Here is a 19982-nt window from a genome sequence, read left to right as displayed (position 1 = left end):
AAGTTAAATATTTTTTTAGACAAATTAATAGCCCATATCAAAAATTTTTACCCCTATAAATATTTTTCGATTTGTGGTAAATAGAAAACTTAATTACTACCATAAAATGATAATATAATAATTGTTGTTAATAACAAAAATTAAGGGTGAGACTGTGAAATTTGGAATTGAATTTGTCCCAAATGAGCCAATACAAAAACTCTGTTACTATGTTAAGTTAGCTGAAGACAATGGATTTGAATACTGTTGGATTACAGACCACTACAACAACAGAAACGTTTACATGGCATTAACAGCTATCGCAATGAATACAAACAAAATTAAGTTAGGTCCAGGAGTTACAAACCCATATGTTAGAAGTCCAGCAATAACAGCATCAGCTATTGCAACATTAGATGAGTTATCAGGAGGAAGAGCTGTTTTAGGTATCGGTCCAGGAGACAAAGCTACCTTTGATGCTTTAGGAATTGAGTGGGTTAAACCAGTTACAACATTAAAAGAGTCAATTGAAGTTATAAGAAAGTTGTTAGCAGGAGAGAGAGTTTCATTTGAAGGAAAAGTTGTTAAGATTGCAGGAGCTGCTTTAGCTGTAAAACCAATTCAAAAGAAAGTTCCAGTCTACATGGGAGCACAAGGACCAAAGATGTTAGAAACTGCTGGAATGATTGCTGATGGAGTTTTAATCAACGCATCAAACCCAAAGGACTTTGAAGCAGCAATTCCATTAATCAAGAAGGGAGCTGAAGCTGCTGGAAGAAGCATGGATGAGATTGATGTCGCTGCCTACGCATGTATGTCAGTTGATAAGAATGCTGACAAGGCAAAGCAGGCAGCAGTTCCAGTTGTTGCTTTCATCGCAGCAGGTTCACCACCAGTAGTCTTAGAGAGACATGGTATTGACATGGAGAAAGTTGAGGCAATAAGAAATGCATTAAAATCAGGAAACTTCCCAGAGGCATTCAAGAATGTTGATGACACAATGTTGGAAGCATTCTCAATCTACGGAACACCAGAAGACGTTGTTGAGAAGTGTAAGAAATTAGCTGAGATGGGAGTAACCCAGATAGTTGCTGGTTCCCCAATTGGACCTAACAAAGAAACAGCAATTAAGTTAATTGGTAAGAAAGTAATTCCAGCATTAAAAGAGTAAATTAGATGATAAATAAAATCACTCTCTAAATTTTTCTTTTTTATTTATTTTTATGAGGTGAAAGTTATGAAAAAGCTATTTTTTATTTTTATAATTGCTGTTTTGCTATGTGGATGCACTACAAATAAAACAACAAATGTAAATAATGAAATAAACAGTTCAAATAATATTGAAACAAACGAAAACTTAGAAAATGAGACTCCAATTCAAAAAACTGAAAAGGAGCAATTGAATGAAATAAAAGAAATAAAATACATGTATATCGTAAAAGAAGGCAATAAAACAAAAATTCAATTTGCATTTGCCTATGAAAATGGAAGTTTAGCAAAAGTTAATAGTGGAAAAGTTATATTAGAAATATTTGACGATAGCGGTTTGTTGTTTAAAAAAACTTATGACGTTAACAATCTTCCTATAAAAGCAAATTATTACTATGAAATTGAACTACCAAAAATTAAGGGCTTTTATAGCAATGCGAAATTTGTATTGACTTATGAGTATAATAACATGACATTATCAAAAACAAACTATGGAACAATTGAAAGATACTCACCAGAGGAGATGAAGGAAATCTTTGAGAAAGAATATCATGAAAATTCAGTGAAGACTAATATAGAGGAGTTTAGAGATGAAGTAGGAATAAAATTCACTGTAAAAGAGTTTGGATACTACAAATTCTATAACAACCAAACTGATAAAATTGAAGATGCATTTAGGGTTGATTTTACAGCCAAAAACTTAAACTCTGATTCTTATTTGTTCTCTCCTAAAGAAGTATGCTTAATTTCTGGAGATGAAAAATATTGGAAGATTGGAGGACTTGATGAAGTAGAAATTGGAATTAATCAAGAAATTAATGGTTATTGGGTATTTAGAAAACCAGATAACATAGAAGGTTTAAGATTGGACTTCAAAATAGGAGATATTGTTTATGATATTCCTTTAACACAAAATAAATAGTCAATTTATAATAAAGTTTATAATAAAAATATTAAAATATAATTTCTTACAATTTTTGCAGGTATTTAATAATATTTGCCATAGCTACACATCCATCCCCTACAGCTTTTGCCACTTGCATAACCCCTCCCCTAACGTCTCCTACTGCATAAATTCCATCTATATTTGTTTTGCAGTTTTCATCAGTCTTTATAAACCCTCTTTTGTCTAACTCTATTCCACTATCTTTTAAAAATTCAGTGTTTGGGACATGTCCTAAGCTTATAAATATGCCATCAGCTTTTATTATCTCTTCCTTTCCATCAACCAATATCTTTACACCTTCAGCTTTTTCATTTCCAATAATTTCTAATGGTTTTGCATTATAAATTATTTCAACGTTATTAGCTTCTTTAAGCCTATCTAACATTATAGGCTCAGCAGCTTTCAACTCTGATTTGTCAGTTATTACAACAACCTTTTTAGCAATGTCCTTTAAATTTATAGCACTCATAATTGCTGGAGTGTCCCTTCCAATAACTATAACTTCCTTATTTAAATAGAAGAAGGCATCACACATTGTGCAATAGCTAACTCCCCTACCAATAAATTTATCCTCATTTAAGCCAAGCTTTTTAGGCTTAGTTCCAGTTGCTATAACAATAGTTTTGGTTAAATACTCAGTAGTTTTTGTTATAATCTTAAAAGGTCTCTCTTTAGTATCTATCTTAATAACTTCATCATATATTATTGGCAGTTTAAATTTTTCAGCATGATTTTTAAATTTTTCAGCTAACTCATAACCTCTAATCTCTTCAAATCCAGGATAGTTTTCAACAATCCCTGCTTCAGCAATCCTCCCTCCAGCATTTTCCTTCTCTATACATAGAGCTTTTAGCTTTCCTCTCATAGCATAAATTCCAGCAGTTAAGCCAGCAGGGCCAGCACCAATAATTATTGTGTCATAAATCATTTTTCCACCACAAAAATTTGTGTCACAGTTATGCACCATTATTTAAATATTTACAGAATGTCTTATATATTTTTGTCTTAAAATCCTTTTGAGTGATATCATGCTAATCATTTTAACAGGACTGCCAGGAGTTGGAAAATCAACATTTTCAAAGAATTTGGCGAAAATTTTAAGCAGATACAATATTGACATCATAGTTTTAGGAAGTGATTTGATTAGGGAGAGCTTTCCAATTTGGAAGGAAACTTATGAGGAATTCATTAGAAAGGCAAGTTATGGCTTAATAGACTCTGCTTTAAAACACTACTGGGTTATTGTGGATGATACAAACTATTACAACTCAATGAGGAGAGATTTGATAAATATAGCAAAAAAATATAATAAAAATTATGCTATAATATATTTAAAAGCTCCTTTAGAGGTTTTAATTAAAAGAAATATTGAGAGAGGAGAAAAAATACCAAATGACGTGATTAAGAAGATGTATGAGAAATTTGATGAGCCGGGGAGAAAATACAAATGGGACAAGCCGTTCTTAGTAATAGATACAACAAGGGATATTGATTTTAATGATATAGCTAAAAAATTAATTGAAAAGAGTAAAGAAACTCCAAAATTTTATACTTTAGAAGAGAATAAAAACAGAACTAACAATGTATTTGATAAAATAGATAAAGAAACGAGAAAGATAGTAAATGAGTACATAAAATCTGGAAAAATTGGTAAAGAAAAAATTAGAGAGGTTATAGAATTAAGGAAAGAGTTTTTAAAGAAAATAAAAAGAATGGAGAATATTGATGTTAATTCTACCTTAAAAGAATTTAAAAATCTACTCGATGGTTGTTGAACAAATAGTGTTTTTCAAAATACTTTAGAATAAGAATAACCTTTTAGTAAAAGCTTAACCAAAACCTAACACCTCCTCGCTTACGCTCGGAGGTGTAAATTAGCAAATTGGAGGTATGCCAATAGGGGCGTAGCCCCTATGGCTTCTAGAATAACTAAGACACTGATGAACGCCTTCTTTTAAGAAGGCGTTCAAATATTCCTTTTTAATTTTAACAACTTTTGAAAAACACTATAGATATCTTTAAATAAAAGTTTTTATAATAGATATATTGTGGCATTAATTAAAATCTGTGGGGATTAGTATGTCAGAAGAAAAAGAAGTTAAAGAAATAAAGATTGAAGTTCCTAAAGAAATTGCTGAAAAGATTGAAAAAATAACTCAATTTTTAAATAGTTTAAAAGAAAAGAAAGAAGCAGTTTCTAAAGAAAAAATTGAAGAGATGTTAAAACTTATCGATGAAGTTAAGGATAAATTACCTAAAGTAAATGTAGATGTTGAAAAATTGGCTAAAATCTTAGAAGGCACTGGAAGTGAGGTTAAAATTGTATTTAATAAATTAACTATTGACGGAGAAGTAGGTTTAAAAATTGTACCATTAAAAAAAGAGAAAAAAGATTAAATGTGAGATTTTGCTCGATAAACTTAACTACCTATTTTTATTTTGGAGATTGATAAAAGAAGGCAGTTTAAAGATAGCATTAACCAATATTTTTTCTTTAGAGGTTAATAGGGATTATGTTGTAATAAATGTTGAGAATATAAAGTTAATAAAAAAGATTATTGATGCTGTCTCTTTTAAATCTGATGATAAAGAGCCAAAAAGCTTTTTTGATAAAATTGAGGATTTAACATCTCTTTTAAATCAAATTTCAAAAATAGCTAATATACTGGTTAAGGAAAGAAAGACATTTATTTTGAAATATAAAGGAGAGGATGTTTTAATTGCTGGGTATGATGCAAAAGGAGGGCTATTCCTAAAAAATATAAAAATTGCTAATAAACTGCTTTTAATAAAGATGCTGAATGAGTTTAAAAATTAACTCCTCAAAATCTCATACATCTCTTCAGCCTTTTCATAGACTTTTTCCTCATCAACAGTTAAGATTTTGCCATTGCTCATCACTATCTTCCCATCTATGATAACATCATCCACAAAACCGTTGAATGCATAAACTAAATGGGATAAAATATTTTCTTTTGGGTATAAGTAGGGTTTATCTAAGTTTATTAAAACAATATCTGCTAAATATCCTTCTTTTATCTCTCCAGCTTTTATATTCAATGCCTTAGCTCCATTCTTTGTAGCAAAGTTAAATGCCTCCTCTGCCTTAACAACAGTTGGATTTAAGTTATATCCTTTATGTAAAATTGCAGAGACCTTTATCTCCTCAAATAGGTTTAGGTTGTTGTTACTTCCACAGCCATCAGTTCCTAAGGTTATATTTATGCCCTCAGCCAAGAGTTTTGGAATTGGGGCAATTCCAGATGCTAATTTTAGGTTGCTAATTGGGTTGTGGGAAACATTTATGTTTTTCTCTTTCATTATCTTAATTTCTTCATCTGTTAAATGAACGCAATGAGCAGCTATAACCCTAACACCATCAAAGAAGCCAAATGAGTTTAGATAGACAAATGGCTCCATTCCTGTTTTTTCTTTAACCATTTTAATCTCATCTAATGTTTCATTTAGATGTATATGAATAGGGACACCATATTTCTTAGCTAAGTTATTAACTTCCACTAAAAGTTCTTTAGAGCAAGTATATGGAGCATGAGGGCCAAGAGCTGGCATAATTCTGCTGTTATTTAAGCTGTTTATATAGTTTATATACTTCTCAGCATTTTTAAGCTCTCTTTCTCTCTTTTCCTCATCAAATAAATCAATCATTCCGTAAGCTAAGACTGCCCTCATTCCACTCTCATCTACTGCCTTAGCAATCCCCTCCAAGAAGAAATACATATCATTAAATGTTGTTGTTCCACTTCTAATCATCTCTATACATCCCAATAAAGTTCCCCAATAGACAATCTCCTCATTTAGCTTTGCCTCCATAGGCCAAATATAATTATTTAACCACTCCATTAATGGCAAGTCATCCGCAACTCCTCTAAATAGAGTCATTGGTATATGAGTGTGGGTATTTATCAAACCTGGAATTGCAATCTTATTCTTTCCATCAATGATTTCAGCATCTTCAAGTTCTTCTTTTTTAACTTCTCCAATCTTTTTTATTTTGTTTCCTTCAATTAGTATATCTTGTCTCTTCCCATTCACAAATACATCCTTTATTAGTATCACTGTTTCACCTTTTTTATTGTAAATTGTGGAACTTAACGAAGTACTCAAAGAATTCTTTGAATTCCTTTAATACATCTCTTTTGTAGCCAACATAGTTATGGACGATATATTTATCTTTATCAATTTGAATATTTTTCAAGTCTTCTGTTTCGATTATGAAATCCATAGGGACGGTAAATATAAATAACTTCTTTCTTAGAATGTCCTCTAACTCATTCCTTAATGGTTCTATACAGTATTTAATCACTTCTTCTTTAGAAGACAAATATGTGTATCCTAACTCAATAAGTTTTTCTCTATGTGCTTCCAGAGTTCTAATGTAAATATTCATAACCTTATTGAACTCTTCTTCAGACATCCAAAATGGATGCCTATTTTTAAAGAACTTAAGACGTTCTTCTACTTTTTTATCATATCTTCCTTTTTCTAATAATCTGTATCTAACTTTTGTTCCTTCTCTTACTTCTTCATAGAGGTTGTATAGTGTCCAACTTCTAAGTATAAGAGCATACGGAATGGAAGAACATTCGAGTAAAGCATAATATTTTCCAAAACTTAGGTCATTTTGTGGGCGGATAACTTCAATATTATGTTCATCTATCGGTATATCCACATATTCAGCTAAGTCGAATAAAGGAATATCTCTCAAAGCAGAGCTTAAAAGAATTACTGCATCAGATAGTAGTATCTTTCTGGTGGTTCTCTCTAAAATTATCTTTCCAAACATTTTTTCCAATTCTTTAATTACACTTCTAATACATATGTACTTGGTGGATTTCCCAGGTTTGTAAAATCTGAATGTGTTAAATATAAATTTATTATTTATAAAGTATGGAGAATGTAGAATTATGAATATCTGTGAGTTGATATCCTTAGCATTTTCAAGAATCTTTGAAAGTCTCTTTTGATACTTTGGATGAAGTTGATTAAATGGAGTATCAAGTAAAATAACCTTTGCCTCATGTCCAAATATTAAAGTTAGAATTTCTAAAATCTTCTTTATTCCAAGCCCCACCATGTTTAGAGGTATCTCAATATCCTCTGAATATACTACAATATCTGGCCTATTATTAGTTAAAATCACATCAAAGCTGAGATTTTCACTATTAAATATGTATTCAAACATCTCTTTAATTTTAATATATCTTTTTCTTAATTTTAAGTTTGCATTATTCTTCAAGTAGAACAAATAACTGGGTATCCAGTTTTCAGAAGGTATGCTCAAAATGCCCAAATATAAATCATCTTTTATTGTAGATGTCTTAAATAATCTTAATATTTCAGATTTTACTTTCTTTTCCGAATTGTTGTTTTTTAATCCAGCGAGTAATTCAATTATCATATAATCTGGAATCATTACCTTACCTTCATTTGATGAATAGTCTTCATAGAATATCAAATCATTCTCATATATCTTCAATAAAACATCATTTAATGAGATATCACTAATTTCATGTATGTTTTCATAATTCAATCCACAGAATCTTGCGATATATTTTAAATCTTCAATAATTTCCTTGTCCCATGGATTTTCTTTCGAATATTCTAAAACCTTCTTAACATATATTGACATCTTATTAGCTAAAAGTTCATGCAAAGCCAATAAAACAATAAACGCTCTTAATATATTTTCATCCATTGTTAATCTTTTGAAACAATCTTCATATTTCTCAATATCGCCTATAAACTTATCTATTGGAATTTCAATGGTATTTTCTATATCTCCATCACCAATTCTTGTTGTGATTCCCTCTTCACCGTTAATCAATGTGCTAAAGAATAACTTTTCATTTTTTCCATAGATTGTAATTAATGCATTCATAGATGAGGTTATAATATTTTTTAAATCGTTTATAACTTCTATAACCTCAACGTTTCGGTCTAATTCACGTATTATCTTACTATGGTCAATTAAATCTGGTGTAACCTCTGATAATTCACGTTCTTTCAAATATGTTCTTATTTTTTTAATATTTTCTTCCAAACTTCTCAATCTAAGCATAAAATACGGCCTATAACATCTTAATTCAGAACACTCCCAAATATACGACCCTGCTGAAAAGTAATCGATAATACTATCTACAATGTTTAACTTCAAGTTGTTGCATAATTTCATCAAATCTGGGGCGTTTATTTTGAAGAAAATTTTAAGAAATTTAGCAATAATCTCTTTATCACTCTTATCAAATACCACATCTATTTCTATCTTTGCCGCTTTTAAAGTCTTATTGTGTAAATATGTTTCCAAATCTACTGCTGATATTTTTTCATTTATAATGTTTTTTAGTAGTTTTAAAACTCTAAATAAGTTTGTCTTTCCTACATTGTTGGGGCCGAAGATTGTGACAACATCTCCATCCTCAAATGTTATTTTAAAGTTATCAAATGATAATAAATTCTTAGCAGTTATTGACTTTATTTTCATAAATTTCACCATGTCATCTAATTTTAAAAGGATTAAGGATTAATCTGTAAAATAACTGGAGAGAGTTTATTTTACATATAATTTACATCTATTATATATACTATTTAAATCCTATTATTACAGTCCGGTATTTCTGGTGTCAATTTCTGATATCAAATTAACCGAAAACCTTAAAATAGTATTATGGCTAATAGATGTAGCGAGTATTTAATAAAAAGGCAATATGGTGATAAAAATGGTTAAAATATTCTATGATAAGGATGTAACCTTTGATGCGGTTAAAGACAAAACAATAGCAGTTATTGGTTATGGAAGCCAAGGAAGGGCTCAAGCTTTAAACATGAAGGATAGTGGTTTAAACGTTATAGTTGGTTTAAGACCTAATGGGGCATCATGGAATAAGGCAATCAAGGATGGGCATACAGTTATGACTATCGAAGAGGCAGCAGAGAAGGCAGATATCATCCATATATTGATACCAGATGAAGTCCAGCCAATGGTTTATAAAAAGCAGATTGAGCCTTACTTAACAGAAGGAAAGACAATAAGCTTCTCCCATGGCTACAACATACACTTTGGATTTATAAGACCTCCAGAGAACGTTAATATAACAATGGTAGCTCCAAAATCACCAGGAGCTATGGTTAGAAAGACTTATGAGGAAGGATTTGGAGTTCCAGGATTAGTTGCTGTTGAGAGGGATTATACAGGAGATGCTTTGCAGATAGCTTTAGGAATGGCTAAGGGAATCGGATTAACAAGAGTTGGTGTAATACAAACAACATTTAGAGAAGAGACAGAGACAGATTTATTTGGAGAGCAGGTTGTTTTATGTGGGGGAGTTACTGAGTTAATTAAGGCAGCGTTTGAAACATTGGTTGAGGCTGGCTATGCTCCAGAGATGGCATACTTTGAAACATGCCATGAGTTAAAGCTGATTGTTGATTTAATCTACCAGAAAGGATTACAAGGCATGTGGGAGAACGTTTCAAATACTGCTGAATACGGAGGTTTAACAAGAAGAGCAAGAGTTATAAATGAAGAGTCAAGAAAGGCAATGAAAGAGATATTGAAAGAGATTCAAGAAGGTAAATTTGCAAAAGAATGGAGCTTAGAAAGAGAAGCTGGCTTCCCAGAGTTAAATGCTTTAAGAAGATTAGAAAAAGAGCATTTAATTGAGAAGGTTGGAAAAGAGTTGAGAAAGATGTGTGGATTGGAGAAGGAGTAAGCTTTTAATATTTTTATTTTTTTTAAATTCATCATTCGACAATAGACATAATATATTTCAACAAAATCAAAAACTTTATATAATTTTGCCTCTACTTTTATTATTGTGATTGATATGGAGGAGAAAGTGGCAATGTATATAATAGGGGATATTGTTTTAGCTGAAAATACTGGAAAGGCTTTAAAAAAATGGAGAAACCTCTTTAACATCCAACAGATTGAATTGGCTAAATATCTAAATGTATCTCCCTCTGTTATAAGTGATTATGAAGTTGGCAGAAGAAAAAACCCGGGAGTAAATATCATAAAAAAGTATGTATTGGCTCTAATAGAAATAGATAAAGACAAAGGAGGGCAGACAATAAAGGCATTAAAGAGAATTTTAGATAAAAGCCCTTCAATGAAGGCAATATTGTCAATAAAAGAATATGAAAATCCAATAACTCTCAAAGAGTTCATAAACATCATTGATGGAGAAATTGCCATTGGGGAAAACTTAGACACTCCAATATATGGGCATACAGTCGTTGATAGCATAAAGGCAATATTAGAGATGAATGGAGACGATTTCTACCATTTGTATGGATGGACTACTGAAAGAGCTTTAATATTTACAAATGTCTCAACTGGAAGAAGCCCAATGGTTGCCGTTAGAGTTAGCGTAATGAAGCCAAGAGTTGTTGTTCTGCAAGGGATAAATAAAAATAAAATAGATAACTTAGCTTTAAAATTGGCTGAGATTGATAACATCCCATTAATAACAACCCACTTAGATACAAAAGAACTCATAAAGAGGCTAAACGAAATAAAATAGGGGGAAAGTATGGTTGGTATTGTTGGTTATGGAGCATACATTCCAAAGTATAGAATAAAAGTTGAGGAAATAGCAAGAGTTTGGAATAAAGACCCAAATGCAATAAAAAATGGATTATTAGTTTATGAAAAGGCAGTTGCAAGCTTAGATGAAGACACTGCCACAATAGCAGTTGAAGCAGCAAGAAATGCTTTAAAAAGAGCAAATATAGACCCAAAAGACATTGGAGCTGTTTATGTTGGAAGTGAGAGCCATCCTTATGCTGTAAAACCAACAGCTACAATAGTTGCTGAGGCAATTGATGCTACTCCAGAGCTAACCGCAGCAGATTTAGAGTTTGCATGTAAAGCAGGGACAGCAGGAATCCAGATGTGCATGGGATTGGTTGAGAGCGGCTTAATCAAATACGGCTTAGCTATTGGGGCAGATACAGCCCAAGGAGCTCCAGGAGATGCGTTAGAATATACGGCAGCAGCTGGGGGAGCAGCGTATATAATAGGAAAATCAGATGTTGTTGCTGAATTCAACGGCACTTACTCCTACACAACAGACACCCCCGACTTTTGGAGAAGAGAAGGAAAGCCATATCCAAGACATGGAGGAAGATTTACAGGAGAACCAGCTTACTTTAGGCATGTAATCAACGCAGCTAAGGGATTAATGGAGAAGATGGGAACGAAGCCGGAGGATTATGATTACTGCGTATTCCACCAACCAAATGGAAAATTCTACATCAGAGTTGCTAAGATTTTAGGATTTAAAGAGGATCAGTATAAAATAGGATTATTAACTCCTTATATTGGCAATACTTACTCAGGAGCTGTTCCTTTGGGATTGTCAAATATTTTAGATAACTGTGAGGGAGGGGAAAGAATTTTAGCCGTCTCTTATGGAAGTGGAGCTGGAAGCGATGCCTTTGATATAACAGTAACCTCAAAAATAAATAAAGTTAAAGACAAAGCCCCAAAAACAGCTTATTACTTAGAAAGAAAAGAATACATTGACTATGCAATATATGCCAAATTCAGAAAGAAAATTAAGATGTAAAAACACTTATTTTAGGTGGAAGAATGAGGGATGTTGCAATTATTGGTTATGGACAAACAAAGTTTGGTGAGTTATGGGAAAGAAGTTTTAGAAGCTTAATTGTTGAAGCAGGAGTTAAAGCAGTTGAGTCAGCAGGTATAGATGGGAAGGACATAGATGAGATGTATGTTGGAAACATGAGTGCTGGTTTGTTCGTTGGGCAGGAGCATATAGCCTCTCTAATAGCTGAGCATGCAGGTCTAAACCCAATACCTTCAACAAGAGTAGAGGCGGCATGTGCATCTGGTAGTTTAGCTTTGAGGCAGGCAGTGTTAAACGTAGCAAGTGGGGCAAGTGATGTTGTCTTAGTTGGAGGAGTAGAAAAGATGACAGATGTCGTTGATGCAACCTCTGCTATCTCATCAGCCTCAGACCAAGAATGGGAGGCTTTGTTTGGAGCTACTTTCCCATCATTATATGCGATGATGGCTCAAAGATATATGTATGAATATGGCTTAACTTTGGAAGAACTATCAATGTGGAGCGTTATTATGCATGAAAATGCCTCAAAAAACAGATATGCACAATTCCCATTTAAAGTTACATTGGAGCAAGTTCTCAACTCCTCACCAGTTGCAGAGCCTTTAAGATTGTTACATTGCTCACCAGTTTCAGATGGTGCTGCAGCCCTTATTGTATGTAAAGCAGAGAAAGCTAAAGAGTTTGTTAGCAAAGATGACATCATCTATATTAAAGCAAGTGTTCAGGCATCCGATACCATTGCATTGCACAGCAGAGAGAGTATAACAAGCTTAAAAGCTGCAAGAGTGGCAAGTGAAAAAGCTTATAAAATGGCAAATATAGAACCTAAGGATATAGATGTTGCTGAAGTCCATGACTGCTTTGCTATAAACGGCTTAATATTAATGGAAGAACTCGGCTTCTGCAAAAAAGGAGAGGCTGGGAAGGTAGTTTATGATAAAAAAATAGCTATTGACTATGATGGCTTCCCAGCTATAAATCCAAGTGGGGGGTTGAAAGCTGCAGGACATGCGTTGGGGGCAACTGGAATTAGACAGGTTGGAGAAATCTATTGGCAGTTAAAGCAAGATAAAGAAGTTAAAGATAGGCAGGTAGAGATTAAAAACGGATATGGGATAACGGTAAACGTTGGAGGAACTGGAGGAACTGTCTGTGTTCATATATTATCTGATAAAAAATAATTAGGATGAGATTATGGAAAATTTTAAAAAAGAAGCACTTACTTTGATAGTTGGAAGTATTTTATTCGTAATATTGGACTTTATTATTTGGTACTATCTATTTGATGGGCTGACAATATTCTTATGAGTTTCAACAATAATATTTGCATGTCTGTTTGCAATAGGGTTTATAATATACGATAAGACCAAGTTAAATATCCCTTATCTGCCATTTAATAAAAATAAGAAGGATGAGCTAAATGGATAAGTTCTGCCCATTTATAAAAGACATCTGCAAAAAAGACCGATGTGTAATGTGGGTTGGAGGAGAGTGCAGGTTAATTATGCTCATTGACCTCTACATATCATCAAAAATCTATGAACTCTATGGCTATGAGGATGGAGCATTAGAGGTTGATGTTGAAGAAGAAGAGGATGCGAGTTGATGATTATGTGTAGTTGCAACCTTTACTTTAATGGAGAGTTGGTTATGGAAGATGTTATGGTTGTTGAAAAAAAGGGAGATAAAGTTATAGCAGTTGATTTATTTGGAGAGAGGAAAGAGTTTGTAGGAGAGATTAAAAAGATTGATTTGAATGAGAATAAGATATTCATTGAGGGATAAGCTAATTACTGGATGAGAGAGTTTTTATTAACTTTTACTAAAAGTTTCATGGGATAAAATCTTATTGAGGGATAAATATGGTTGTAAGAAGTTGGAGACACATAAAAGAGAGATACAACCTAATTGGAGTTAGATGTAAAAACTGCGGGACAGTTTATTTCCCTTCAAGGGAGATATGTCCAAAGTGTAGAAGAAAGACAGAGTTTGAAGAGATAAAGTTGAGTGGTAAAGGGAAGATTTATACATATTCAGTAGTTCATGTCCCACCAAAGGACTTTGAGAAGCAAGCTCCCTATGTAATAGCAATCATTGAGTTGGAGGAGGGTGCAAGAATAACTGGGCAGATAGTAGATTGCAAGCCAGAAGATGTTTATATAGGCATGCCGGTTGAGGCAGTATTTAGGAAGATAAAAGAGGATGGTGATGATGGAGTTATAACCTATGGATATAAGTTTAGACCAGTTGAGAGCTAATTTAACTTTATTTTTATTTTTGTGGGAATATGAAACTGCTATTTTCAAAAACAAAGATTGAAATTTTAAAAAAGCTAAATGAGAGGAATTACACGGTCTCTGAACTATCAAAGATTTTAGGTAAGTCAAAATCAACAATAAGTGAGCATTTAAATGCTTTATATAAAATGGGATTGGTTGATAAGGAGAGTCACAGCAAATGGGTTTATTACAAGATAACTAACAAAGGTAAAAAGGTTTTAGAGAACTTAGAGGCGTTGATTTTAATAGTTGGCAGTATCTTTGCTCTAATTGGAATGTGGGTTTATTATGCATTTAAGCAAATAAAATTGCAAGCAAGAGAAATATATGTTGTATCAAAAACAACTGTTGAGGAGAGGGTTTATACTGTATCTAAGGTATCAACAACTCCCCATCAAGAGCCATTATTTTTAATTTTTTTAATCATATCTGCTTTTTTATTGATTTTTATAATTTATTTAGCTTATAAAATCATTCGGAGATAACCGAACAATTTGAAAACTCTTTTATAGTATCTTTTTTAGACATATAAATAAACTTAGATAATTGAGTTTTTGGTGAAACTATGAAGAAGCTAATAGCTTTTGGACTATCTATGGTATTAATTTCTTCTCTAATTTGTGGATGCTTTGAAAAGCCAGAAGAAAACGGAAGTTTATTTAAAAAAGGAGATTTTAAATTAATTCCAGTTGAATCTAAAGAAAAATTTGAGGATTTTAAGAAAAATGTTGAAGAGAGTTATGGACATTACTATGTTGGGGCTTATAGATATGCAGTTGAAGGAACAGAGAAAGCGGCAGTTGAGATAGCTCTTGATACAGAAAAAATTTCAACTGAACCAGAAAGATACTCAGAGACAAATGTCCAAGTTAAAGGAGTTGATGAGGCAGATATACTAAAAACGAATGGTAATATTATAGCTTTCTCTCAAAATTTCTTCCAAGGAAAGGTTTATTTAATTAAGCCTCTTCCACCAGAAGAGGCGGAGATTATAAACAACATCTCCCAAAGTGGATACCTCTATTTAATAAACAACACACTGATTGTTATCGGTAGAGATAAAATAACTTCCTACGACATCTCAAATCCAAAATCTCCAAAAATCATTTGGCAAATAAATTTAAATGAGAGTTATGTTGATTCAAGGTTGTATAACAATAAGCTATACTTGGTGGTTAGAAAAGACTCTATTGATTGCCCAATTGTATGGAACGGCTATAAAATCGGTTATGATAAATACTATATTCCAGAATTGCCACCAATCTACATGAGAGATTTCGATATAACTTATATAATCAGCAAAATAAATATAAAAACTGGAGAAGTTGAGAATTCAATAGCTATTGCTGGAAGCTATAGAACAACCTTATACATGTCAAAAAACAACTTATACTTTGCCTATAATCTAAAAGTTAATGAACAAAAATTAATGCTTGAATTTTTACATGAAAATGCTGATAAATATTTCCCAACAGAAATTGCCAACAAGATAAAAAGGGTTATTGAAAATAAAGACTTTAGAGATAATGCCAAGTTTATCGAAATAACTGAAACAATTGGGAAATATTTAAACTCCCTTCCATCTGAAAAGAGACACAACCTAATGAAAAAAATGCAGAACGATTTTGAAAAATATTTGGAAAAGCACTGGGAAGAATATGAATACACTGGAATAGCTAAAATTGACTTAGATAACTTTGAAGTGAAGAGTGGAAAGGTAAGTGGGCATCTTTTAAACAACTTTGCCATGGATGAATATAACGGCTATTTAAGAGTAGCAACAACAATAGGGGATTGGAGATTCAGAGATAGGATGACAAACAACATCTACATATTAGATAAAGATTTAAATGTAGTTGGAAAACTAACTGGATTAGAGAAGGGAGAGAGAATTTATGCAGTTAGGTTTATGGGAGATAAAGCTTATGTGGTAACATATAAAGAAACAGATCCATTGTTAGTTATTGATTTAAAAGACCCAAAGAATCCAAAGATTTTGGGGGAGCTAAAGATTCCTGGATATTCCACATATTTACATCCAATAGGCAATAATTTATTCATAGGCATTGGAAAGGATGATGATGGAAGGTTAAAAATCTCATTGTTTGACATTTCCAACTTAGAGAGATTGATAAATATAAACTCAAAGAATGGTGGAGTCCAGCTTTAAGAGATTATCATGCATTTTTATGGGATGAGAAGTATAAGATATTCTTTCTACCAGTAAATAACCATGCTTATATCTTTAAAGTTAAAAATAAAGAGATAGAGATGGTTAAAGATGACGAACATAAAACAGGTGTCTTGAGAGCTTTATTTATAAATGATTATCTATACACCTTCTCATTCTCAGAAATGCACATTTTAGATGAAAAGAGCTGGGAATTAGTTAGGAAGATTGAATTTGGGAACTATTTACCTTATACTATAAAGTAGAAAGTAGTAGGTAGTTATTATTTATATTATTTTTATTTATAAATGAATTAAATAACTCAAATATACAAATAAATAAAATCTTAGGAAACTATAAAAACCATTTAAACTATAGTGTCTTTCAAAATTAATAAAATTTATAAAGAAGATTTGAATACCTTCCTTTGGGAAGGTATTCATTTATACATTAATTATTCCAAAGAGTTTTGAAGGACACTATATTAACCTTAAAAGTTCCATGGGATTAAGAAACACTCTAAACTTTATAAGGTGATTAAATGAAGTGGAGAAGAACACATTACTCGGCAGAGATTACACCAGAAATGGATGGAGAAGAAGTTATTGTAATGGGTTGGGTTCATTCAATTAGAGCCTTAGGGAAGATTATATTTGTCATTTTGAGAGATAGAGAGGGAACAGTGCAGATTGTAGCACCAAAACAGAAAGTTGGAGATGAGTTGTTTAGTCAAATAAAGAAACTTGGAGCTGAGGATGTTATAGCTGTCAGAGGGAAAGTTATAGCAAATGAGAAAGCTCCAAACGGATTTGAAATACTTCCATTAGAGTTGGAAATCATAAATACTGCCAAAAGACCTCTTCCATTAGACCCAGCTGAAAAAGTTCCAGCAGAGTTGGATACAAGATTAGAAAACAGATTTTTAGATTTGAGAAGGCCAAAGGTTCAGGCAATATTTAAGATTAGAAGTGAAATGCTAAAATCAGTAAGAAACACATTATACAATGAAGGATTTATTGAAGTAAATACTCCAAAATTAGTAGCAAGTTGCACTGAAGGAGGAACTGAACTCTTCCCTATCTCATACTTTGAGAGAGAGGCATTTTTAGGGCAGAGTCCTCAGTTGTATAAGCAGATGTTAATGGCTACAGGATTGGATAGAGTATTTGAAATAGCTCCAATATTTAGAGCTGAGGAGCATAACACAAGAAGGCATCTGAATGAGGCAACATCAATAGACATTGAGATGGCATTTGCTGATGACAAAGATGCTATGGATATATTAGAGAAAGTTGTTTATAATGCATTTGTAGATGTTTATGAAAACAGAAAGAAGGAGATTGAAACTTTGGGAATAGAGTTTGAATTGCCACCAGAAAAGTTTGATAGAATTACCTATGATGAGGCTATTGACATTGCAAATGCAAAAGGTGTTGAGATTAGCTGGGGAGAGGATTTGAGTAGAGAGGCTGAAAAAGCTATTGGAGAGGAGATGGGAGGACTCTACTTTATAACAGACTGGCCTTCTGAAATTAGGCCGTTCTATACAATGCCTCATGAAGATAACCCAGAGATTTGTAAGGCATTTGATTTAATGTATAAAGATTTGGAGATTTCCTCTGGAGCTCAAAGGATTCATCTGTATGATTTGTTAGTTGAGAATATTAAGAAGAAGGGATTAAACCCAGATGGATTTACATACTATTTAGAGGCATTTAAGTATGGAATGCCTCCACATGCAGGATGGGGTTTAGGAGCTGATAGATTCACCATGGTTTTAACACAGCAAGAGAATATTAGAGAGTGTGTCTTATTCCCAAGAGATAGGCAAAGATTAACTCCATAATTAGATTTTTATTTAAACTTGCAGTTTGATTCTCTAACTTTTATTTTGTGGTAGCTTAGATATGTTTTCCATGCTTCTTTATTCTCCATTCTTGGTCCTAAGATGATTTCATCAATATATTCTATGAAGTCCTTTTCTATCTCAATGTATAATCTTGGTGGAGTTTTGGTATAGTCAATTTTTATCTTATCTCTTTTGTAATTTATGTTGTAGGTTTTTATGATTCTATATTCTTTTTCTTCTTTGTAGTGTTTGGATTTTACTAAATATCTAAGGTCATCAAGTAGTGATTTTAGTAGATTTCTGATTGTTTCATCGTCTAAATCTAAATCTTTTGCATACTTGTTAATATTCCTTAATACTTTCTTTAGTTTTTTGTAATCCTTAGTATCTTCATAAATTACTTTATATAGGCAGAATTTTTCGTCATCTGTACTAGTTTCTTTATTTGTTTTATTAGAGTTAACATCATCTGTAAAATTAGTAACAGTTTTGGGCTTAATGTTCTCTAAGTAATTTGGTAGATTATCTGAATCTTGGTCAAAAAATTCTTTTTTTATACATATACAGATACCTTTTGCCTCTTCATTTTCACTATCTTTTCCGTAGGTTCTCCAGAAGAATAACTTATCAATATCTTCCTCATTGCCTACAATAAAACTACCAATGAATGTTTGAAATTCGGGATTCTCTTCAATAATTATATCTCTGATTTTACCTTTTTCATCTTTTATTTCTTTGATTTCATAAGCTTTTTTTAAATTTCTTAACTTATTTTCGATAATCATTCTTAGGAACGTTTTTCCTTCTTCTGGGTCGTTCATATAGCAGGCATTATATAATCTAAAATAGGGTTTTTTATCTTCTTTTTTGTCATATTTTGCTTTTAATATGCTTATGATAGTTTCAGGTTTTGTATAGTGTGCGATAACTGTATTTTCATCATATTTTACTTTAAGTTTCTCTTTAAATTTATGTATTTCTTCTATAATTCTAATTATTATTTTAAAATTCTTCTCTATTTTCTCTTTATCGTTTAATTCTTCTTTAAGATACCTATAAGTTAAGAATATAATATCTTTTTCAATGTTTTCTTTAACTTTTGGATATTTTTTTGAATATTCTAAAAGTTCATCAAAGCATTTAATTACTTTATCATAATTTCCTTTTAAATAATGGCAAGCTCCTAAAATACACCATATCCTCCATTTTTCTTCATCTGGACAAGGTTCTAATGCTTTCTTAGAATAATCAATTGCTTTATCGTAATCTCCTTTGATATAACAGCAAAATCCTAAACCTACTAATATTCTCCATTTTTCCCTATCAGGACATATTTTTAACATTTCATTTAAATATTCAAATACTTTATCATAATTCTTCTCTGAATAAGATAATAATGCTTTATGATATTTAATAGCTTCGTTATAATCCTTCTTTAAGCAGTAACAACCTCCCAAACTTATAAATATTATCCATTTTTTGTCTTCAGGACACATTTTTAACGCTTTCTTATAATAGTCAATTGCTTTGTCATAATCTCTTATATTATAATAACAATCTCCTAAACTTATCCATATCCTCCATTTTTCCTCATCTGGACAAAGTTCTAATGCTTTCTCAAAATATTCAATTGCCCTGCCATATTCTCCCTTTGAATAATAACAAACTCCTAAATCTTCCAATATTTCCCATTTTTTATCTTTGGGACATTTTTCTAATGCTTTTTTAAAATATTCAATAGCTTTGTCATAATTTTCCTTTAAACGATAGCAAAGGGCTAAACATTTTAATGTTATCCATTTTCCCTCTTCAGGACATTCATCTAATGCTCTCTCAAAACACTCAATTGCCTTATCATAATCCCCCTTTTCTATATATTCTTCTCCTTTTTCAACAAAATCTTCCCAGCTCAAAGTAATCCCCCACTCTGCTAAACTAT

At 31.9% G+C, this 19982-nt stretch carries 18 protein-coding genes and 1 pseudogene; 15 read left to right on the top strand and 4 right to left on the bottom strand.

The features are described from left to right. The first annotated feature begins 154 nt into the window (after positions 1-154). The gene (mer, locus tag MFS40622_RS03750; RefSeq protein ID WP_012980347.1) at positions 155-1150 is read left to right on the top strand and encodes a 5,10-methylenetetrahydromethanopterin reductase; all 996 of its coding nucleotides are present in this window, start codon (positions 155-157) and stop codon (positions 1148-1150) included. A gap of 66 nt (positions 1151-1216) precedes the next feature. Continuing rightward, positions 1217-2110, top strand: coding sequence for a hypothetical protein (locus tag MFS40622_RS03745; protein WP_012980346.1), 894 nt, complete (start codon positions 1217-1219; stop codon positions 2108-2110). Positions 2111-2156: 46 nt separating this feature from the next. On the opposite strand, the gene trxR is transcribed toward MFS40622_RS03745, so the two are convergent. Then, entirely contained in the window at positions 2157-3062 is a 906-nt protein-coding gene (gene trxR, locus MFS40622_RS03740) for a F420-dependent thioredoxin reductase (RefSeq protein ID WP_012980345.1), read from the bottom strand. 100 nt (positions 3063-3162) lie between these two features. On the opposite strand from trxR, the gene pstK reads away from it, so the two are divergent. The 3 genes from pstK to MFS40622_RS03725 all read left to right on the top strand — a co-directional run bounded on the left by pstK (position 3163) and on the right by MFS40622_RS03725 (position 4952). Next, complete coding sequence (gene pstK, locus MFS40622_RS03735; protein WP_012980344.1) at positions 3163-3909, top strand: L-seryl-tRNA(Sec) kinase; 747 nt, start codon at positions 3163-3165, stop codon at positions 3907-3909. Positions 3910-4213: 304 nt separating this feature from the next. Next, a complete protein-coding gene (locus tag MFS40622_RS03730; RefSeq protein ID WP_012980343.1) occupies positions 4214-4531 on the top strand; it encodes a hypothetical protein in 318 nt (105 codons plus the stop codon). 10 nt (positions 4532-4541) lie between these two features. Continuing rightward, positions 4542-4952, top strand: a complete 411-nt coding sequence (locus tag MFS40622_RS03725) for a hypothetical protein (RefSeq protein WP_012980342.1) — start codon at positions 4542-4544, stop codon at positions 4950-4952. Here the strand turns inward: MFS40622_RS03725 and dadD are convergent. Next, complete coding sequence (gene dadD / locus MFS40622_RS03720; protein WP_012980341.1) at positions 4949-6211, bottom strand: multifunctional 5'-deoxyadenosine/S-adenosyl-L-homocysteine/5'-methylthioadenosine deaminase; 1263 nt, start codon at positions 6209-6211, stop codon at positions 4949-4951. The two genes, MFS40622_RS03725 and dadD, sit on opposite strands and share 4 nt — an antisense overlap. A 13-nt stretch (positions 6212-6224) precedes the next feature. Further along, positions 6225-8636, bottom strand: coding sequence for an AAA family ATPase (locus MFS40622_RS03715; protein WP_012980340.1), 2412 nt, complete (start codon positions 8634-8636; stop codon positions 6225-6227). Positions 8637-8871: 235 nt separating this feature from the next. Here MFS40622_RS03715 and ilvC point away from each other — a divergent pair, with 235 nt between their 5' ends. From ilvC to aspS, 10 genes and pseudogenes are all read left to right on the top strand, one after another. Then, on the top strand, positions 8872-9864 hold the full coding sequence (gene ilvC / locus MFS40622_RS03710) for a ketol-acid reductoisomerase (RefSeq protein ID WP_048197450.1): 993 nt from the start codon (positions 8872-8874) through the stop codon (positions 9862-9864). 114 nt (positions 9865-9978) lie between these two features. Continuing rightward, the gene (locus MFS40622_RS03705) at positions 9979-10677 is read left to right on the top strand and encodes a helix-turn-helix domain-containing protein (RefSeq protein WP_012980338.1); all 699 of its coding nucleotides are present in this window, start codon (positions 9979-9981) and stop codon (positions 10675-10677) included. A gap of 9 nt (positions 10678-10686) precedes the next feature. Further along, complete coding sequence (locus MFS40622_RS03700) at positions 10687-11724, top strand: hydroxymethylglutaryl-CoA synthase (protein WP_012980337.1); 1038 nt, start codon at positions 10687-10689, stop codon at positions 11722-11724. Between the two features lie 23 nt (positions 11725-11747). Next, on the top strand, positions 11748-12926 hold the full coding sequence (locus tag MFS40622_RS03695) for a thiolase domain-containing protein (protein WP_012980336.1): 1179 nt from the start codon (positions 11748-11750) through the stop codon (positions 12924-12926). Positions 12927-13165: 239 nt separating this feature from the next. Beyond that, positions 13166-13351, top strand: coding sequence for a hypothetical protein (locus MFS40622_RS03690; RefSeq protein ID WP_012980334.1), 186 nt, complete (start codon positions 13166-13168; stop codon positions 13349-13351). Between the two features lie 5 nt (positions 13352-13356). Next, entirely contained in the window at positions 13357-13530 is a 174-nt protein-coding gene (locus MFS40622_RS03685; protein ID WP_083771422.1) for a CooT family nickel-binding protein, read from the top strand. Positions 13531-13607: 77 nt separating this feature from the next. Beyond that, positions 13608-14003 carry a Zn-ribbon domain-containing OB-fold protein gene (locus MFS40622_RS03680; RefSeq protein ID WP_012980332.1) on the top strand — a complete coding sequence of 132 codons (396 nt, stop codon included), beginning with the start codon at positions 13608-13610 and terminating at the stop codon, positions 14001-14003. A gap of 29 nt (positions 14004-14032) precedes the next feature. Next, the gene (locus tag MFS40622_RS03675; RefSeq protein ID WP_012980331.1) at positions 14033-14509 is read left to right on the top strand and encodes a winged helix-turn-helix domain-containing protein; all 477 of its coding nucleotides are present in this window, start codon (positions 14033-14035) and stop codon (positions 14507-14509) included. A gap of 80 nt (positions 14510-14589) precedes the next feature. Then, positions 14590-16460: pseudogene (locus tag MFS40622_RS03670) on the top strand (beta-propeller domain-containing protein). 275 nt (positions 16461-16735) lie between these two features. Then, entirely contained in the window at positions 16736-18040 is a 1305-nt protein-coding gene (gene aspS / locus MFS40622_RS03665; RefSeq protein ID WP_012980330.1) for an aspartate--tRNA(Asn) ligase, read from the top strand. 8 nt (positions 18041-18048) lie between these two features. Here the strand turns inward: aspS and MFS40622_RS03660 are convergent, their stop codons facing one another. Next, positions 18049-19956 (bottom strand): lipopolysaccharide assembly protein LapB, encoded by a 1908-nt coding sequence (locus tag MFS40622_RS03660; protein WP_012980329.1) that lies wholly within the window; start codon positions 19954-19956, stop codon positions 18049-18051. Between the last annotated feature and the right edge of the window lie 26 nt (positions 19957-19982).

Source organism: Methanocaldococcus sp. FS406-22 (assembly GCF_000025525.1).
In the GTDB taxonomy this organism is placed as follows: Archaea; AGJL01; Methanococci; order Methanococcales; family Methanocaldococcaceae; genus Methanocaldococcus.
This window is presented reverse-complemented; position numbering and strand designations above follow the sequence as displayed.

Excerpts from the sequence above, each read along its gene's own strand:
- MFS40622_RS03705 (WP_012980338.1), top strand. The coding sequence starts at position 9,979 with ATGGAGGAGAAAGTGGCAATGTATATAATAGGGGATATTGTTTTAGCT.
- MFS40622_RS03700 (WP_012980337.1), top strand. The coding sequence starts at position 10,687 with ATGGTTGGTATTGTTGGTTATGGAGCATACATTCCAAAGTATAGAATA.
- ilvC (WP_048197450.1), top strand. The coding sequence starts at position 8,872 with ATGGTTAAAATATTCTATGATAAGGATGTAACCTTTGATGCGGTTAAA.
- MFS40622_RS03695 (WP_012980336.1), top strand. The coding sequence starts at position 11,748 with ATGAGGGATGTTGCAATTATTGGTTATGGACAAACAAAGTTTGGTGAG.
- pstK (WP_012980344.1), top strand. The coding sequence starts at position 3,163 with ATGCTAATCATTTTAACAGGACTGCCAGGAGTTGGAAAATCAACATTT.
- MFS40622_RS03730 (WP_012980343.1), top strand. The coding sequence starts at position 4,214 with ATGTCAGAAGAAAAAGAAGTTAAAGAAATAAAGATTGAAGTTCCTAAA.
- MFS40622_RS03745 (WP_012980346.1), top strand. The coding sequence starts at position 1,217 with ATGAAAAAGCTATTTTTTATTTTTATAATTGCTGTTTTGCTATGTGGA.
- aspS (WP_012980330.1), top strand. The coding sequence starts at position 16,736 with ATGAAGTGGAGAAGAACACATTACTCGGCAGAGATTACACCAGAAATG.
- trxR (WP_012980345.1), bottom strand. The coding sequence starts at position 3,062 with ATGATTTATGACACAATAATTATTGGTGCTGGCCCTGCTGGCTTAACT.
- MFS40622_RS03675 (WP_012980331.1), top strand. The coding sequence starts at position 14,033 with ATGAAACTGCTATTTTCAAAAACAAAGATTGAAATTTTAAAAAAGCTA.
- MFS40622_RS03690 (WP_012980334.1), top strand. The coding sequence starts at position 13,166 with ATGGATAAGTTCTGCCCATTTATAAAAGACATCTGCAAAAAAGACCGA.
- MFS40622_RS03680 (WP_012980332.1), top strand. The coding sequence starts at position 13,608 with ATGGTTGTAAGAAGTTGGAGACACATAAAAGAGAGATACAACCTAATT.
- MFS40622_RS03715 (WP_012980340.1), bottom strand. The coding sequence starts at position 8,636 with ATGAAAATAAAGTCAATAACTGCTAAGAATTTATTATCATTTGATAAC.
- MFS40622_RS03685 (WP_083771422.1), top strand. The coding sequence starts at position 13,357 with ATGTGTAGTTGCAACCTTTACTTTAATGGAGAGTTGGTTATGGAAGAT.